The sequence below is a fragment of the Stenotrophomonas sp. KH_052 genome (genome assembly GCF_057838755.1).
This window is the reverse complement of the sequence record NZ_CM174475.1, coordinates 1945742-1960478: the sequence shown is the minus strand read 5'-3', so window position 1 is coordinate 1960478 and position 14737 is coordinate 1945742. Positions and strand designations below refer to the sequence as shown.

Annotated in this window: 22 protein-coding genes; 4 read left to right on the top strand and 18 right to left on the bottom strand. The window is 64.8% G+C overall.

Features of this window, described 5'->3' with window-relative positions; translation table 11 throughout:
- From AC3ITW_RS09160 to AC3ITW_RS09075, 18 genes are all read right to left on the bottom strand, one after another.
- Positions 1–222: a hypothetical protein gene (locus AC3ITW_RS09160; RefSeq protein WP_485617674.1), complete on the bottom strand. Its 222-nt coding sequence runs from the start codon at positions 220–222 to the stop codon at positions 1–3.
- Positions 219–695, bottom strand: coding sequence for a phage tail terminator protein (locus AC3ITW_RS09155; RefSeq protein ID WP_485617676.1), 477 nt, complete (start codon positions 693–695; stop codon positions 219–221). The genes AC3ITW_RS09160 and AC3ITW_RS09155 overlap by 4 nt, the downstream gene beginning before the upstream one ends.
- Positions 692–1225, bottom strand: a complete 534-nt coding sequence (locus AC3ITW_RS09150; protein WP_485617677.1) for a gp436 family protein — start codon at positions 1223–1225, stop codon at positions 692–694. Before AC3ITW_RS09150 ends, AC3ITW_RS09155 begins: the two co-directional genes overlap by 4 nt.
- 9 nt (positions 1226–1234) lie before the next feature.
- Positions 1235–1726, bottom strand: a complete 492-nt coding sequence (locus tag AC3ITW_RS09145; protein ID WP_485617679.1) for a hypothetical protein — start codon at positions 1724–1726, stop codon at positions 1235–1237.
- Positions 1727–1887: 161 nt separating this feature from the next.
- On the bottom strand, positions 1888–2832 hold the full coding sequence (locus AC3ITW_RS09140) for a major capsid protein (RefSeq protein WP_485617681.1): 945 nt from the start codon (positions 2830–2832) through the stop codon (positions 1888–1890).
- A 25-nt stretch (positions 2833–2857) separates the two neighbouring features.
- Positions 2858–3199, bottom strand: a complete 342-nt coding sequence (locus AC3ITW_RS09135; protein ID WP_024957618.1) for a capsid cement protein — start codon at positions 3197–3199, stop codon at positions 2858–2860.
- A 22-nt stretch (positions 3200–3221) separates the two neighbouring features.
- Entirely contained in the window at positions 3222–4427 is a 1206-nt protein-coding gene (locus AC3ITW_RS09130; protein ID WP_485617684.1) for a hypothetical protein, read from the bottom strand.
- Between the two features lie 216 nt (positions 4428–4643).
- Positions 4644–5213 (bottom strand): phage virion morphogenesis protein, encoded by a 570-nt coding sequence (locus AC3ITW_RS09125; RefSeq protein WP_485617686.1) that lies wholly within the window; start codon positions 5211–5213, stop codon positions 4644–4646.
- Positions 5213–6490, bottom strand: coding sequence for a phage head morphogenesis protein (locus AC3ITW_RS09120; RefSeq protein WP_049440531.1), 1278 nt, complete (start codon positions 6488–6490; stop codon positions 5213–5215). The genes AC3ITW_RS09125 and AC3ITW_RS09120 overlap by 1 nt, the downstream gene beginning before the upstream one ends.
- Positions 6491–6493: 3 nt before the next feature.
- Positions 6494–8020 carry a DUF935 domain-containing protein gene (locus AC3ITW_RS09115; RefSeq protein ID WP_049440533.1) on the bottom strand — a complete coding sequence of 509 codons (1527 nt, stop codon included), beginning with the start codon at positions 8018–8020 and terminating at the stop codon, positions 6494–6496.
- Positions 8017–9753 carry a phage protein gene (locus AC3ITW_RS09110; protein ID WP_049440535.1) on the bottom strand — a complete coding sequence of 579 codons (1737 nt, stop codon included), beginning with the start codon at positions 9751–9753 and terminating at the stop codon, positions 8017–8019. Before AC3ITW_RS09110 ends, AC3ITW_RS09115 begins: the two co-directional genes overlap by 4 nt.
- Positions 9754–10311 (bottom strand): DUF3486 family protein, encoded by a 558-nt coding sequence (locus AC3ITW_RS09105; RefSeq protein ID WP_065428102.1) that lies wholly within the window; start codon positions 10309–10311, stop codon positions 9754–9756. It lies immediately after the preceding gene.
- A gap of 4 nt (positions 10312–10315) precedes the next feature.
- Positions 10316–10639: a hypothetical protein gene (locus AC3ITW_RS09100; RefSeq protein WP_024957611.1), complete on the bottom strand. Its 324-nt coding sequence runs from the start codon at positions 10637–10639 to the stop codon at positions 10316–10318.
- A complete protein-coding gene (locus AC3ITW_RS09095) occupies positions 10636–10953 on the bottom strand; it encodes a hypothetical protein (protein WP_049397725.1) in 318 nt (105 codons plus the stop codon). The genes AC3ITW_RS09100 and AC3ITW_RS09095 overlap by 4 nt, the downstream gene beginning before the upstream one ends.
- Positions 10950–11456, bottom strand: coding sequence for a lysis system spanin subunit (locus AC3ITW_RS09090; RefSeq protein WP_049440600.1), 507 nt, complete (start codon positions 11454–11456; stop codon positions 10950–10952). The genes AC3ITW_RS09095 and AC3ITW_RS09090 overlap by 4 nt, the downstream gene beginning before the upstream one ends.
- On the bottom strand, positions 11456–11974 hold the full coding sequence (locus AC3ITW_RS09085; protein ID WP_197655132.1) for a lysozyme: 519 nt from the start codon (positions 11972–11974) through the stop codon (positions 11456–11458). Before AC3ITW_RS09085 ends, AC3ITW_RS09090 begins: the two co-directional genes overlap by 1 nt.
- 239 nt (positions 11975–12213) lie before the next feature.
- Complete coding sequence (locus AC3ITW_RS09080) at positions 12214–12585, bottom strand: hypothetical protein (RefSeq protein WP_152906960.1); 372 nt, start codon at positions 12583–12585, stop codon at positions 12214–12216.
- A gap of 10 nt (positions 12586–12595) precedes the next feature.
- The gene (locus tag AC3ITW_RS09075) at positions 12596–12985 is read right to left on the bottom strand and encodes a helix-turn-helix domain-containing protein (RefSeq protein WP_053092055.1); all 390 of its coding nucleotides are present in this window, start codon (positions 12983–12985) and stop codon (positions 12596–12598) included.
- Positions 12986–13090: 105 nt separating this feature from the next.
- Here AC3ITW_RS09075 and AC3ITW_RS09070 point away from each other — a divergent pair, with 105 nt between their 5' ends.
- Genes AC3ITW_RS09070 through AC3ITW_RS09055 form a run of 4 tightly spaced genes read left to right on the top strand, consistent with a single transcriptional unit; the run spans position 13091 to position 14737 of the window.
- Positions 13091–13270: a hypothetical protein gene (locus tag AC3ITW_RS09070; RefSeq protein WP_152906961.1), complete on the top strand. Its 180-nt coding sequence runs from the start codon at positions 13091–13093 to the stop codon at positions 13268–13270.
- A complete protein-coding gene (locus tag AC3ITW_RS09065; RefSeq protein WP_485617693.1) occupies positions 13267–13500 on the top strand; it encodes a hypothetical protein in 234 nt (77 codons plus the stop codon). Before AC3ITW_RS09070 ends, AC3ITW_RS09065 begins: the two co-directional genes overlap by 4 nt.
- Complete coding sequence (locus tag AC3ITW_RS09060; RefSeq protein WP_485617695.1) at positions 13497–13790, top strand: helix-turn-helix domain-containing protein; 294 nt, start codon at positions 13497–13499, stop codon at positions 13788–13790. The genes AC3ITW_RS09065 and AC3ITW_RS09060 overlap by 4 nt, the downstream gene beginning before the upstream one ends.
- Positions 13790–14737, top strand: a complete 948-nt coding sequence (locus tag AC3ITW_RS09055; RefSeq protein ID WP_485617697.1) for a hypothetical protein — start codon at positions 13790–13792, stop codon at positions 14735–14737. Before AC3ITW_RS09060 ends, AC3ITW_RS09055 begins: the two co-directional genes overlap by 1 nt.

The following is a 14737-nucleotide window of genomic DNA, read 5'->3' as shown; positions in this document are numbered from 1 at the left end:
TTACTTCGCCTCCTGGGCGCTGGCAGTAGGCGCCTGGCCGTTGGCCTTGCGCGACGGATTGGGGGAAGAATCGGCGTCGGGAACGTCGATGAAGCCGCGCTCCACCGCCCAGGGCACCAGGTCGGCAGGAAGCTCCACCGTTTCGCCTTCCGCAATGGGCTTGCTCGCAAGCGTCAGGCCCGCCTTCTTGATCGTGTGCTTCTGAGTGGTCTGGGTTGTCATCGCGGAATCTCGGGTTGAAGAACGGCTTGGGTCTTCCATACGTCGACCCACAGGGCGGTGGCAGCGTCGTAGTCCACGAGGTTGCCCTCGATGAGCTGGCAGGCACGGCCACCAGGAATGGGCGGCGTCCAGCCCAGCAGCGGCTGACGAACCTTGCCCAGCAGCAGGCGCAGCTCATCGATCACCTGCGCCCCACGCTGCTCGCGGTAGTTGCGGCAGACGGTCACCACCGCGAAGTTCACTTCGACCAACTGCGCCAGGCGCGACTGCTGGCCGGGGATCGAAACGCCGGTTTTGGTCTCCAGCGGCATCTCCCGGGCCAGCAGCACGTAGCAGCACGGCGCGGGGAAGTCGCGCAGCGCTGTAACGGCGGCGTAGTCGGCGCTGCCCTGCACCTGGCGCAGCTCCTTCTCGCTGACGCCCTGTCGGATGCGATCGCGCACCAGGCCAGTGTCGAAGGGCTGGGTGCTCACCGGCCGTAGTCCTGCAGGGTTCGATGGCTGAACTCTCGCGGTGGTGCACAGACCTCCGGTGCACCGCCGCTGGGCGCAGGCAGCGGGTCGTCGGCGCCGAGGCTGAACTTGCCGTCGCGCACCAGCTCCAGAAAGCGCAGCGCTTCCTTGTAATCGCGTACCACCGGATCGGTGCGTTCCTCGGTGTTAACCCGATCCTTGTGCAGCAGGTAGCGCGCAATCCATCGGGCCCAGGTGGACACGTTCCCCGGTACCGGCGCCGGCAGCGGCACCGGATAGGGCTTGGGCTTGCGCATGACCAGGTAGCCGTTGATCACGCCATCGGCATCGTCCAGGGCGCGCTGCACGTGCGCGGCCGCCTCATCGGCGATCGCCACGTCGGCCGGGTCGAATGCGCTGCGATCGCTGCCGAGCAGCGTGGCGTCCATCAGCGCATCGTCCACAACCGGATAGCGCTCCGGGGTGGCCACCTGCGCCAGTTCCTGGGCGAGCTTGGCCGCCGACAGCAGTGCGAGCGTGCAGTAGGACATGACGGCCGGTTACTCCAGCTCTTCCGGGGCGGCCGGTTCGTCACCGAGGACACCGGCATCCTGGTAGGCCTGCGCCTCTTCCCACGTCATCTCGATCCACGCCGGCGGCTTGACGACGACGTCGTTGTGCTTGAACGGGCTGAGCACTTCAAAGCACATAGACAGCCAGAGACCATCAGAAACCAGTGCATTGGGCGAATCGCCCCCACCGGCGGCACCCCCAATGGAGGTGTCGGCTTCCGGCGACGGAGCACCCACGTCGATAGCGTCCTGGTGCGCTGCCGGATGGTTGGCCTGCGATTGGTCGACGGCAGCACCATCGGCTGCAGAGACAATCGACGCGGCGGACTGCAGCTCGCTCTGGCCTTGCTCCGGCACCAAGCCGGCCGTCGCCGGCGGTGCGTCGGCAGTCTTGTCTTCCGTGACGACTGGCACGTCGGCCGGTTGGTCGTCCTGGACGGTCTTGGGTGCGCTGGGCGGCGCAGTGCGGGGCTTGGCCACGACGAGTTCTCCGAATAGGTGTGGTGCCGTGCTCTCCGGCTGTCACGCATGGTTCTGCTGTGCTCCGCACGGCCAGGCCCGCGTTTGCCTGGTGCTGCCGCTCGCTGGGTTGTACGGGTAAGGTGGCAACTGCGCCGACTATCCTTCGCCGGCGCCGGTCATCAGTTGCCTGCGCCGCTGATCAGATAGCCGGCGGCCATGCCTGCCAGGACCGGGGTGGCATCGTTGCTGACCCCGTAGATCCAGCTCTTGGCGCTGTTGTCCCAGTAGGGAACTTCGACCAGGGGCATGCCTTCGATGCGATAGCCATAGCCGTAGCTGGGCTCCTCGACGTTGGCGTTCACATCAGCGCCGGGGCTGACGTAGGCCAGAACAGCCGAAGTACCCCAGACATCGCCGAATGCGCCACTGTCATCGGCCACCACACCGCCGCCGACGACAATGTTGTCGATCTCGAACACCTGCTTGAGCAGGTCCAGGGTGACCTTGCGAATGCCGGTGTTGGCCGAGCGATCAACCAGCTTCGGATGCTGCTTGAGCTGCTTGAACGCCTTGGCAGACAACAGCATGGTGTTGGGGTACAGGCCAATACTGTCTCGCACCGCTTCCTTGCCGGTTTCCACATCCTGCGCCGGATTGGAGGCGGCGTTGGACCACACGTTGTTGCCAGCCAGCGCGACCTTGTGGTCGTTGTCGTAGTTGGCTGCGTTGGTGGCGATCTTGGCGCTGTCCACTTCGTATTCCAGCAGCAGCGAGCGCAGCACGGTGTTCACGGCCCGGGTGCTCAGGTTGATCCCAGGCACCTGGCTCGCATCTCGCATGTGTTCACGCGGCACCGGCGCTTCCAGTGCGCTCGGGACGATGGCGTACGGCTTGCCCTCATAGCCGAAGCGGATGCGCTTGGTATTGGCACCGGGGGCACGCTTGGCGTTGTAGATCTTGAAGGATTCCTTGCCGAACTCGATCACCTGGCCACCATAGGCGGCGACGTCGGCGAAGGGGAACAGCGCGGTGGCCACGAGCTGCGCCTGGCGGTAGCCACGGGCGTGTTCGGAAAGGATCGGGTCAACGACGCGAACCTGGCCGGGGGTCATTTGTCCAGACATGTAAATCTCCTACGGCACTAGCCGGTCAGTTCGGGATGAGGATCACTTCGAGGACATCGCCATCGGCGGTGGCCGTGGCGCCAGGCGCCGCACGGGCAACGACCTTGCCGGCGTCGGCGGTGATGGCCTTGCCATCGGCACCCACCTGGAGGGCAGCGCCGGCAGCGATTGCGCCACCTGCGGTCACTTGCGTGGTGCCCAAGACGTCGACCGGCGCCAACTGCCCGACGGCGGCATCCGAGCGCGCAACCCCGCAGGCGTTGCCGCCGGCAGCGGCGACTTCACCGGTCGGCGAGACGAAGCGGTTGTGGGTGAGGGCTGCCGCGGCCAGCACGGACAGCGTGAGCAGAGCGATGTTCTGGGACATGGTGGGCTCCTGGATGGAAAGGTCAGCCGCCGACCGCGGCGACTGCAGCCGCCCAGGACGTGCCGGGGTGCTGCTGCTGGTAGGCCTTGGCCTGGTTGAACAGATCCGCGCGGCCGGCATCGACATGCGTGCCCGGGGGCGCGGCGAAGTTCGCCGCTGCGTTGGGTGCGTCGCCACCGGACTTCTCGCCGAAGTCCACAGCCTTGGGCAGGCTGGTCAGCAGCTCGCGCAGGACCGACTCAGCCGGCTTGGACACCGTCGTTTCGCCCTCAGCGAAGTTCAGCGGTTCCTTGCCATTCGGCTGGGCCAGCAGCAGCTCCACCACGGCCGGCTGCTGACGGGGCAGCAACTTGCCTTCCTTCACCAGGCCTTCGGCGAACGCCACCGCATCTTCGCGTCGGGCGGACTGCTCACGGGCGGCGAGGGCCTTCTCGCGAGCGTCCAGGGTGGAAGCCTGCTGGTCGAGCTGCTGCTGACGCTGGGCGTGCTCCGGGGTGTTCTGCTGGGACATGGGGTCGATCTCCGATTTGACCTTTTCACGAGTGGGAGGCGTTGCCGGGATGGGCGCTGGCGCGCCGATGGCGCTGCGCGGGAACTGGGTGAGCAATGGCGACGCAAAGAGGGCCGAGTTGCGCGCTTCGTCGTCATCGCGTGTGCTGCTCTCGATCCCACGGATCTGCCAGTCGGGAATGACCTGGTCGGCCGTCTCAAGGCCTTGGGTGTCGATCAGCCAGTCGCGGAAGCGGCGGAACAGATCCGTCAGCGTCCAGCCCAGCGGGGCCAGCGACATGGCAAAGCAGGCGGCGTCATCGCCCTCGGCGAACGAGGCCGACTTGAGTCCCTTCACTGCAGGCGGCTGCGCGCCCAGGAAGCCGATGTGGCGCAGGTAGTACTTGCCCGGCGTCGGGTTGCCCGGCGAATCGGGCATGAAGATCGAAGCGCTGATCTTCTTGAAGCGACCGTTGTTGGCCAGCTCCGCGAACGCAGGATCGACCTGATGCGGTTCGGCCATCAGGAGGCCGTCCTTGGCCTGAAGGGTTTTGCCCCAGCCATAGGCCGGATCGTCGGTCTTGGGATGGCCCACCACGATGGGTGCTTCATGCAGTGCCGGATCGTAGCTATCGGCGATCTGCTGCACATCCGCTTCGCTGAAGGTCAGCGTGCGGCCGTCTTCGGCAACGTGCGTGCCGGCTTTGAAGATCTGCAGGGTGGCGGCGGGCTGGTTCATGCCGCCAGTTTTCCCGCACCGCTGTCTCATGTATTGGGACCGCGGTCCGCAAGAAATGATCACTCTTGCGACATTGCAGGAAGCAGCAGTTAAGACCCCGCGCGCTCTTGGCCGCGAACACGCCAGAGAGGCGTGTCAGACACCAAGCAGTCCCCGATGACGTCCGAGTGTGGCGGCCCCGGCATGGAGGCGCGCACAGCGCCTCCTACGCGATGATCACTCGAAGGCGCCGCTCACGTGATCCTGCGCGATATCCAGCAGCTCCTTCTCATCCTCGCGACTGACACCGAGCCACGGGCGAGCGGCGATGGTGTTCGTGTACGCAGGCATTGTGACCGAGCGCTTGTAGCGCGCGTTCCTACGACTGGCTTTGACGAACCGGCTGCCGCCCTTACCCGTCTTCAGGTGGATGTTGGCCGGACGCGCGGCGCGTTGAATGGTGCCGCCGAATTGGTGGATGGCGCCATAGGGTGCATTGGTACCGACCAGGACGGCATCGTTCCCGTCCGTTTGCCATGAAGCCATGTCACCGAGCATGTGGAAATCGAACTCCAGAATCGGCACGCCGGGGCGCTTCTTCTGTTTCCAGCGTTTGTAGCTGGGCTCAAGCGCGCGCCATCGACGTCCAGTCGGGTCCCGCTCCTTTGCGGCCCGCTCGCGTGTGGATCTCAGCAGGTACTCGCCCCAGTCCTTCAAGATCAGTTGGCGCGCCTCGCCCTCCAGCTGCCGCAGCGCATCGGCCAGACCAGGTGTTGCCGAATCAAGGGTGACTTCAAGATGCGCCATCAGAGCGTCCCCTGCAGCAGCTGCAGCGTGCCATCGGCAACGCCGCGTTGGAGCTCGGCCGGCATCAGCATCTGCAGCTGGGACTGCACCGTGCTGACGCCCGTTTCCGAGATGGCCACATCGACCACCATAAAGGCAGGACGCCCCACCGCCAGCACATAGCGCAAGCGGCCTGCGGCAGCGTTCAGCAGGATGGCCACCGCATCGAGAAGGCGGATCGGCAGCTCGGCTGCGGCGATGGCCACCGCGCCAGGCCGAGTGATGGGGAGCTGCTCGGCCAACACGGCAAAGGCCGCCGTCGCTGGGCGAACGGCGGCACGCTGCAGCTGCGAAACCAGTCCGGGCGACAGTGCTCCGGCCAGGTAGCGGGCAGCGTGGGCAGCATCGGCATCAATGCTGGTCAGCCAGCTGGCATAGCCGGCCTGCAGTGCATCCCTGGCGCGCGGCCGCGCCAAGGCCTGAGCAGCGCTGGCAGCCGCTGGCGCCGCGGGCAACCGTGCTCCCGTCTCCAGTGCGTTCTGCAGAGCGGAGGTGAGTTGCCCGGTCAACGATGGCGGGGTGACCGGACCACCACGCCCGCCGGGCCAGTGATCGGCCGTTGCGCCGGGTGCGTAGCCGAACCCAGGATCGACGCCTGCCGGCGTCAATACGGTGCGCGGCCCACCAGGACTGCGCTGCCCGACGGTCACCGACTGCATCACGATCTCGGGAGCCTTGTCCGGACCATTCTTGCCCAACCGGCGCAGGTCGCGCTCGTTGAGCGCATCGACATAGCACTGGCAGCCCCAGCCGTTGGCTGGATAGTGGTAACGCCACCACGGATCGTCGTGGCGCAGCACCAGGCCATTCCACGACACGTGCAACGGCCGAGGGTGCTCGACAGCATCGTTGTGGTTATAGCGCCAGAACGGCCGCACCTTGATCAGCTGCTGCAGCTGGGCCCAGCGGCCTGCGTTGTAGCTCTGGCGCAGATTGGTCTCGTAGATCACCCGCGAGCGCCAGTTCCGACCGCCGTTGTAGTCCCAACCATGCGTGGCCACGATCCGGTCGAAGTCCTCCCGGAACTGCTGAAGAGTCCGCCCCTCAGCAATGACCCGATCAATGGATTGCCGGAAGTCCGCCAGCAGAGCGTCACGGTTGGCACCGGCCACCATGAAGCTGGAGTCGTGCTCCGACTCCCAAACGTCCAGGTAGCTCTCGGTGAGCACGTTCTTCTTGCGACGGAAGAACTCGATCTGCTCCCGGAACGGAAGTTGAGCGTAGGCAACACCGGCCATTGATCAGTCTCCCGCGCCCTGGATGTCGGTACGGCCAGCCAGCGTCGCGGCCGTCATCGCATCGGCCATCACCGAGGCGTAGTCGTCCAGGGTCATGTTCGGGTGCAGCTCAAACAGCCGGTCGCGCAATTGCTCCAGCGAGTCGACCTCATCGACCAGCTGGCGGATCTGCTCGACCCATCCAGCACCAATGGGCGACAGCCGGCGATCGAGCTGCTGGCCCAGCTCGACAGCGGGATCGGGCGTCTTCGGGGTGCCGTCGGCAAAGGCGGCGGGATAGTGCCTGCGCAGCAAGCTGACCACCGCACCGCCGGCGTCGGCGAACTGGGCGCCATCGATCGCCGTCGGTACCGCAGGCGGATCCTGCGGCGCCTGGACAGGCTCGTAGTTGTCGCCGTAGGTCTGATCCATGTAGACCTGCTTGGGCTTGTAGCCCAGGTCAAGGATCTTCTTGTCACGGCTGGCGGTAGCGTCCAGATCCTCCGGCTCTTCCGTGACGCGATAGACCCGAGGAATGGCCGCGCCAGGGAAGTTCCATTCGGTGAGCCAGCGCGCTGGCCCCTTGTTGAAGGACTCGCACACCAGGTCGGCATCGGAGGTGATGATGTCGCGGCGCACCTCGCGCTGCAGCTGGTCGTTGCCCAACTTGCCTGGCGTGCCTTGGGTACTGGCGGTCTGGCCCAGCACCACCTTCTGGATGGTGGCATCCATGTAGTCCTGCAGGGCCTTGTAGTCGGCCGTGCCACTACGTCCGGCCTCCAGCAACGCCAGCTCCATTCCCTTGGGCATGATGATGCCGCTGTCGGTCTGGATCGCGCGGGTGGCCTGCAGCAGCTTGGCCTTCTCCGGATCGGTTGCGTTGGTGTCGTACTTGCCCACCGCGGTGGGCATGCCGAACTTCTCAAGGAAGATCAGCCAGAACTTGAGCCCGTTGCGCTTGAACAGCACCGGCCAGTACAGCCAGTGCGCCAAGCCGAGGCCGTACGGCTCATCGTCGTGGTCGGCACCGGAGCAGAAGTTCCAGAAATAGGGCGCGTGCGCCGGCACGCCCTCGGTCATCTGGGTCTGGGTGAGCAGGCGCAGATCACCTTCCTTGCCGTAACGGAAGCGCCGACGGTTACGGACCTTGATGTCCTTCAGGCCGATGCGAGTACCGTCGACCTTGTACAGGATCTCCGCCACGCCATAGCCGTAGAACACGCCGAAGAGCATCTTGCGGGTGACGTTGTCCCAGCCGATGCCATGCAGCTGCTCCTGCAGATACTCTGCCGCCTGGCGGTCGATGCGCTTCTCGCCGCCGGGCTCCACCTGCCATTCGCAGGCCACCACCGAATCCTGGCGAGAGCCGAAGGTGGTCTTCACCTCCGGGTCGGACAGCACCTGTTCGTAGATCTGAAGGTCGTAGCCGCCGCGGTTGCGCAGGACACTGTCAAAGGGCAGCAGCAGTGGCCCGGTGTAACCACGGGTGATGTCGATGCCATCGGCAGTGGTGGCAATCTCGCGGCCGATCTCTGGGCGGGCGGTGGTCATGCATATCCTCCAAAATCATTTCCGCCGCTGACCGTGCCGAAGGCATCATCGGTCACGACGGTGGCCACGCCGTCGGCTCGGCCGTCGCCGATGTAGGCGCGCGCGCCGGCCGCCTGGAACTCGATGGGCACCGAGGTGACGTGGTTGAGTGCGGCAAACTGCATCAGCACGCCGGCGATCGCGCCGTCGCCGTGGCGCACCAGCTCCGGATCCTGCAGGTCCTTTCGCTCCAGACGCGGCACCATCGGGATGCCGTCGACGTACTCCACTGCGCGGTGGTCGTCTTCCAGGGACGCGTCCCTGGGTAGGCTGAGGAAGCCGTCTTCGAACAGCGCGATGTACTTGGGCATCCATTCGCCGTACCAGGGGCGCGACAGGGTGACCTCGTGGATTGGGCCACCGATGTAGCGGCCCGTCTCGGTATCGAGCTCAGCCCGGCCGTAGCGGTCGCCGGTGTACTCCATCAAGGTCTGGCCGGGACCAGTGGCATCGCCGGCAAATGACCAGCGACCAGGGAATCCTTCCTTCAGCGCGTCCAGCAGCGCCCACAGGATCTGCTCCTGCTGGCGGGTGGGCGCGTTGGCCATCTCGATCAGGAACGGCACGTCGCGGCGCAGATCCTGCCCGACCTTGGCAGGCTTGATGACCGAGAAGTGACGGTGGCGCGCGAAGTCCATGCCGATCGCCCAGCGCCCGGTGAACCCGGCCACCGCAGCACGGAGCACCGGCAGCAACGTGGTAGCAATCCAGACCGAGCACCAGATCTCGCGCTCCTTCTCAGAGCGCTTGGGGAAGTCGTCATCGAAGACCAGGCGCAGCACGGGCCGGACCTCGGGCATGGCCCGATCGATCCAGACCGAAGGGATGGCTGAGCCATCGCCATCGCGCGGGATGACGTCCAGCTCCTCGCGCATGGCGGCCTTGCGCGGGCCGTAGGCCGAGCGGATGGCGGTGTACCACTCCTTCTTGCCCTCGGCGGTGGCCGCCTTGCCACGCATGGCGCAGACCCGCTCGTACAGGCCATTGGACACCGCATCATCGAAGCTGATGCGGATGACCCCGGCCTTCTTGCCGTAGCGACCTGCCTGGACGTCCTGTACCAGCTGATTGAACGGGTTCTTCTTGCCACGGTGGGTGGACCACACGCGGATGCGGCCACCCCAGATCAGCAGCGCGGTGGCCGACTCGAGCACCTTGGCCACGTCCTTGTGCAGCGCCGCTTCGTCCAGGTCGACCACGCCCTGCAGGCCGTGGATGTTCTCCGGGCGCGAGGACAGTGCCGTGATACGGAAGCCACTGGCGAAGCGAACCCGGAACGCCTGGATCTGCCGACTGGTGCCATCGGGCTGCTGGTCCTGGAAGATGTGCTGCTCAATCCTTGACGCTTGGCCCTGGGCAATGATCGGCGCGAACTTGGCCACGTAGCCGATGAACTCCAGACCCTTTTCCTTGGTGTCGGCCATGTACCACACGTTGTCGCCGCCGGCGTCCTTGGCAGAGGCTGCGGTGATGGTGTCGCTCAACGCCTGGGCGAAGGTGATGCCGGTACGACGCCCCTTCTCGCAGACCGCGATATCCAGCCCTTCCTGCATCCGGATCCATTCGGACTGGTGGGCCATCAGCACACCGGCCTTGCTCGGGTCAAAGTTGGCCGAGATCGAGCGCACGCTCTCGGGCAACTCCTCCCAGTCCAGGACGCGCTCGGTATCCGGCAGGGGGCCCAGTGCACTCACTTAGCCGACTCCATGCAGCACTTTGTTGCGCCAGAACTCCACGCCCTCGGCGTCCAGGCCCTTGGCCCGTGCAGCCTCCTCGACCCGGCTGGCCGCGTCGACCAGCGCCTTCTGGCGGATCTCGCCGGCCCATTTCTCGCGCACGATGGAAGAGCGGGTCAGTTCAGCAATGGCCTTGGCCGCCTTGCTGTACAGCGCAATGCGATCGGCTGGGGAAATGCTCTCATCGTCCTGGTCGGCCGCTTCCTGGAACTGCAGCAGCGCTTCGAACAGGTCGGTCTGCAGCAGGCCCAGCAGTGCACTGCCGCGCTCGGCGGCATTATCCGGCGCCTGCTCGGCCACCAGCTTCATGGCCTCGGTGCTGGCACTGATCGAGGCCAGGCGGCGCTTGAGCCGCTTGGCCCGCTCGTTGACGGTGGTCTTGCTGATCTCATAGCCCTGCTCGCCCAGCCATTCGGACAGCGAGATGCTGCCGCCGAAGGCATTGGCGACCAGGCGCCGATCCAGCTCGTCGCGCACCTCGGCCGGCAATAGGTCGATCTTGCTCACGGGAGGCATGGGATCACCAGTACTTCGGTGGGCGCGCGATGCCCGGCCCGCAGTCGATGCTGTACTCGACAATATCCACACCGTGGCGCGTCAGCTCAGCCGACCACGGCCCCGAAGGGGATTTGGTGATGTCGATCAGGCGGCGGGTGTCCAGGTAATCCAGCTCCCTGCGCACTTCCAAAGCGGTGGCATCCGGATACATGTCCTGGGCGGCGCCGGCCAGGACGGCTTCGCCGATCGGATAGGGGCGAGAGCGATCCAGCACCAGCAGCATCAGCCAGCGCAGCTGCTCCCGGCGCAACTTGCCCAGATCCGGGCCCTGATTTCCGTGACTCACGGCGTGTTCCCCTTGCTTTGCATGTTCGTGATCTTCGAGGCCACTGCATCGAGCTTTGCCTCGATGACGCTCTGCCCGCGGGCATAGTCCTCGCGGCGGACGTATTCCTTCGCAACTTCCAGGCGGAAGTCGGTGAGGTGGCTCTCAACCTCGCGCCAACGCTTGCTGTCGTTAATCAGGATGGCCAACTGCTGATCAGTGCGTTGCTGCAGCTGGTTGACCAGCCAGCGACCGCCGGCGATCAGGCCGCCGAGCAGGGTGATGCCGATGCCGGCGAACCACACCAGGTAGAGCGGCTGCACTTCAACGATCATGGGTTGGCCTCGACGGAAGGGTGCTGTCCGGTGAGGACACCGATGACGCGCTGGCAGGCCCGGACGTGGTTGTCGGCGTCGCGTCCGACTCGAACAAGATCGCCCGCGACCTCTGCTCGTAGTTGGGCGCTCGCATTACGTTCGACGGCGCCAGAGACGGCTTGGGACAGGCGAGCGGTGTGGCAGGTGGCGAGGTCGTTGCGCAGCCTGAGATCGCCAGTACGCACGTCAGCCACAACGGCAGCAGGGACGGACGCGGACGCCTCCCGATCATTTTCATGTTCGTCTCCGATCTGGGCCATCGCCTTGGCCTGGGTGTGCTCGATGCCACGAGCGCTGCGCTCGTCTTCAAGCTGCGATTCAAGCGTGGTCAGACGCTGCTGCGCCGTGGCGTCACGAGCCTGCGCATCCAGGGCATTGCCGCGGTAGAGAAGTGCTGCGGCAATGGCCACCAGCAGGAGCACCAGCAGCAGGGCGACCGTTGCGATCAGGGCGCGAATCATCAGTACCGGCCCTCGCACATCGCGCGCTCGGCCGTGCGGCGGCGTTCAAGCCCCTTGTATGGCCGGCCACCGGCGTTGGCCCAGTTGCTCAGCTGGGCGCATGCAAGATCCCATCGGCCTTGGTTGGCGTAGATGCGGATGCGTGGCTGCTGGCCGTTGCGCAGGGTGCACAGGCCGTCCTTGACGCCAGCACCACCAGGGCCAACGTTGAACGCGAACGACGTCAGTGCGGCTGCCTGGTAGTCCGCCATCGGCACCTTGATGCAGCTCTGAACGGTGTTCCAGGCGACACCAAGGTCCGACTGGAGCAGGCGCTCGCACTCTGCGCGGGTGTAGGTGCGCTGTTCGACCTTTGCCGTATGGCCGTAGCAGACCGTCAGCTTGCCGACTACATCACGGTAGGGCTGGGCCGAGTAGCCCTCAAAGGGCTGTACCAACCCGAGCAGCAACGCCAGCATGCTCGCCAGCATTCCGCCCGCGATGGGCAGTGCCTTGTTACTGGGTTGCTCTGCTGCCATGCGCCATCTCCAAGGAAAAATGGCCGACGGGCAGACGAGGATGCCCGTCGGCCAGGTGCGCCAGTGCGCACCAAACCGATGGGCAGAGTGTCAATTTCTATTGGGAGGTAGTCTTGGGACCGCGGTCCGCATGAGCCACTGCGGCCTGCGTGGAAGAGTGAGCGCTTGCGGCAGCCGACAGGTAATTGGGAGCTTTGAAAGATCAATGCTCGGGACATCGACGCTCGACACAATGGAAGTCAAGCCGGCGGGAGGCTTAGCCCCTTGTCCTCACATACCATTTGGACTGCCTCCGGAGAGTCGAGGCCCATTACATGAGCAGTCAACTTTCCATTTAGATCGAACAGCAACCCAGTCATTGGGGTGTAGCCGCCATAGGCGCCGAAGCCGTTCTTGGAATTCACCAGACCACAGAATGAGCCTTCTCCATTGACCCGGACATTACTGAACCGAGCACTAGAGGCATCCTTAAGCTGAGTTTCAAGTCCCGCCTTAATAGCGGCAAGCTCCTTCGGAGTAGCCTCTCGCACGCCCCCACTCGCATGCGCATACGCATACGCCGAGATCGCTAAACAGAAACCGAGTACCACCTTCTTTTTCAATCGAATCATTCCACTCTCCTTAGTTAGGCGTCCGCTTACGGACACTTCGAGATGCTTCAGCTTGGACGTCTTTTCGCAACAGGCCCCCGAGCATCGTCAGAGCTATCGCGCGACTGTCGTCGGAAAGTGCCCAGAACGTGTCAATGACCTCGTTGAACATCGCGATCTGTTCCTGGGCCAAACCAGGCCTGGCTACGCTGCGCTGGCCGACTAGAACGTAGAGAGGGTCCAGCCCGATCTCCGCCAAATCAGCGAGCTGGGCTGAAGTGGGGGACGTAGCACCCTTCTCCCAATCGATCACGGTCCGCTTCGAAGCGCCAACGATTTCGCCAAGGGCGGTCTGGCTTAGCCCAAGACGTGATCGCTCGTCGCGAAGGCGCGACCCGATGGTGCAGATTAATTCACTCATAAGTGTTGACAGGTGCAGATATCTGCACCATTCTTGTCCTGCCCGGTTTAAACAACACCGCAAGGATACGACATGGTTCAGCACCTACCTCCCGGACGCGATCTGATGAACAAGGTCCGCGCCGGCATGACCCTCCAGAACACTACCGTCAGCGCCTGGTGCCGCCAGCACGGCGTGAACCCCAGCGCAGCCCGTCAGGCTATCTACGGCACTTGGGCGGGCCCGAAGGGCCAGGCGCTGCGCGCCCAACTGCTCAAGGCAGCCGGCGTGAGGGACGTGGCATGAACACTTCCGGCCGCCCCCTGGATGAGGTGCCCACCCGCGAACTGGAGCTGTTGCTTGCCTCGGCCCGTGACCAGTACGCCACCGCTGTGAACAACTGGCAGTGCGCCGTCGAATCGGACGAGCCGCTGGCCAACACCCTGCCGCTGGCGGGTGCCGTGGACGCGGCCGATCGCCGCGCCGCTCGCATCCTGAAGGAGCTGGCCCGCCGCCAGCAGGGAGCTGCGGCATGAGCGAGCAGAGCATCTTCGCCCGCCTGCTGTTCGCTCTGGCCGGGCATAGCCGCAACGGCCTGCGTCTGAAGCCCATTGCCGACGGTATCGGCGAATCCCCCAGCACCACGCTGCGCAACCTGCAACGCATGGCCGAAGACGGCCTGGTCGAGCGCTCCCCCTACGACCAGGACAACTGGCGCCTGTCCCCCCGAATTGTCCAGATCGCCTTGGCACATCTAGCCGAGGTGCTCCGCGAAGAGCAGCAGCTGAACGACTTCAAGAACCGCTACAGCCGTAGCCCCAACTGATGACGAGGATCGAAATGGCAGAGAAGCAACCCAACAAGCGCGGCGCCAAGCCGCTCGCTCAGGCCGAGCCGGCAAGCCAGGATCTTGATGCAGGCAATCTGGTCCAGCGCAATCAGGAGCTTCAGGTTCTGGCGCAGGCCGAGGCACAGGTAAAGACCCTGGCCACCACCCTCGGCTATGTCGGCGCCCTGGACACCGACTCGTTGTGGAGCATGGTTGAGTACCGCCAGCGTCGCTCGGTAGAAGACGTTCTGGAGATGGGGCGAGGTCTGCTGCTGATCAAAGAACAAACCGCGCATGGTGAGTTCCAGCAGCAGGCCCAGGCGCGAGGCATCCATCCGCGCATGGCTCAAAAGTTCATGACGGTTGCCCTCAAGTTCTCCAAAAGCGACTCGAAGTCGCTTTTGGCCGCAGCTGGCACCCAGACCAAGGTGCTGGAGCTGGCGGTACTGGACGATGAAGAGCTCGAGGCCTTGGATTCCGGCGAGTCCGTAGCCGGGATCACCCTCGACGACGTTGAGCGCATGAGTGCCAGTCAGCTTCGGCAAGCGCTCCGTGAAACGCGCGCCGATGCCGATGCCAAGGACCAGCGCATCACCAAGTTGAGCGACGATCTCAACAAGGCGGAGGAGAAGACGGCAAAAGCGCAGCGAAAGTGGAAGAAGGCTACTCCCGACGAGCAGTCTCAGGAGCTGCTTTCCCAACTGGAGCAGGCCGCATCCCAAGTGCGCATCGCCATTGCCAGTGGCAGTGAAGAAGCCGGCTTCAGTGGCGCGGTGATCGCGCTGCTGCGGCACGCCGAACAGCACGACCTCAATGTCGAAGAGCAGGTTGCCGGCCTGATCGCCAGCCTGATCAACGACCTGCGCCTTGTCCGCGACCACCAGGAGGTCGGCGTGACGGTGATCCATGACCGCCGCCTGGCCGACTGGAAGCGGGAGGGCTGA

Bases quoted from the DNA above. Each gene is read 5' to 3' on its own strand.
- AC3ITW_RS09150 (WP_485617677.1), bottom strand. From the start codon at position 1,225: ATGTCCTACTGCACGCTCGCACTGCTGTCGGCGGCCAAGCTCGCCCAG.
- AC3ITW_RS09055 (WP_485617697.1), top strand. From the start codon at position 13,790: ATGACGAGGATCGAAATGGCAGAGAAGCAACCCAACAAGCGCGGCGCC.
- AC3ITW_RS09115 (WP_049440533.1), bottom strand. From the start codon at position 8,020: ATGACCACCGCCCGCCCAGAGATCGGCCGCGAGATTGCCACCACTGCC.
- AC3ITW_RS09085 (WP_197655132.1), bottom strand. From the start codon at position 11,974: ATGGCAGCAGAGCAACCCAGTAACAAGGCACTGCCCATCGCGGGCGGA.
- AC3ITW_RS09135 (WP_024957618.1), bottom strand. From the start codon at position 3,199: ATGTCCCAGAACATCGCTCTGCTCACGCTGTCCGTGCTGGCCGCGGCA.
- AC3ITW_RS09075 (WP_053092055.1), bottom strand. From the start codon at position 12,985: ATGAGTGAATTAATCTGCACCATCGGGTCGCGCCTTCGCGACGAGCGA.
- AC3ITW_RS09125 (WP_485617686.1), bottom strand. From the start codon at position 5,213: ATGGCGCATCTTGAAGTCACCCTTGATTCGGCAACACCTGGTCTGGCC.
- AC3ITW_RS09105 (WP_065428102.1), bottom strand. From the start codon at position 10,311: ATGCCTCCCGTGAGCAAGATCGACCTATTGCCGGCCGAGGTGCGCGAC.
- AC3ITW_RS09095 (WP_049397725.1), bottom strand. From the start codon at position 10,953: ATGATCGTTGAAGTGCAGCCGCTCTACCTGGTGTGGTTCGCCGGCATC.
- AC3ITW_RS09120 (WP_049440531.1), bottom strand. From the start codon at position 6,490: ATGGCCGGTGTTGCCTACGCTCAACTTCCGTTCCGGGAGCAGATCGAG.
- AC3ITW_RS09065 (WP_485617693.1), top strand. From the start codon at position 13,267: ATGAACACTTCCGGCCGCCCCCTGGATGAGGTGCCCACCCGCGAACTG.
- AC3ITW_RS09070 (WP_152906961.1), top strand. From the start codon at position 13,091: ATGAACAAGGTCCGCGCCGGCATGACCCTCCAGAACACTACCGTCAGC.
- AC3ITW_RS09090 (WP_049440600.1), bottom strand. From the start codon at position 11,456: ATGATTCGCGCCCTGATCGCAACGGTCGCCCTGCTGCTGGTGCTCCTG.
- AC3ITW_RS09140 (WP_485617681.1), bottom strand. From the start codon at position 2,832: ATGTCTGGACAAATGACCCCCGGCCAGGTTCGCGTCGTTGACCCGATC.
- AC3ITW_RS09060 (WP_485617695.1), top strand. From the start codon at position 13,497: ATGAGCGAGCAGAGCATCTTCGCCCGCCTGCTGTTCGCTCTGGCCGGG.
- AC3ITW_RS09130 (WP_485617684.1), bottom strand. From the start codon at position 4,427: ATGAACCAGCCCGCCGCCACCCTGCAGATCTTCAAAGCCGGCACGCAC.
- AC3ITW_RS09160 (WP_485617674.1), bottom strand. From the start codon at position 222: ATGACAACCCAGACCACTCAGAAGCACACGATCAAGAAGGCGGGCCTG.
- AC3ITW_RS09080 (WP_152906960.1), bottom strand. From the start codon at position 12,585: ATGATTCGATTGAAAAAGAAGGTGGTACTCGGTTTCTGTTTAGCGATC.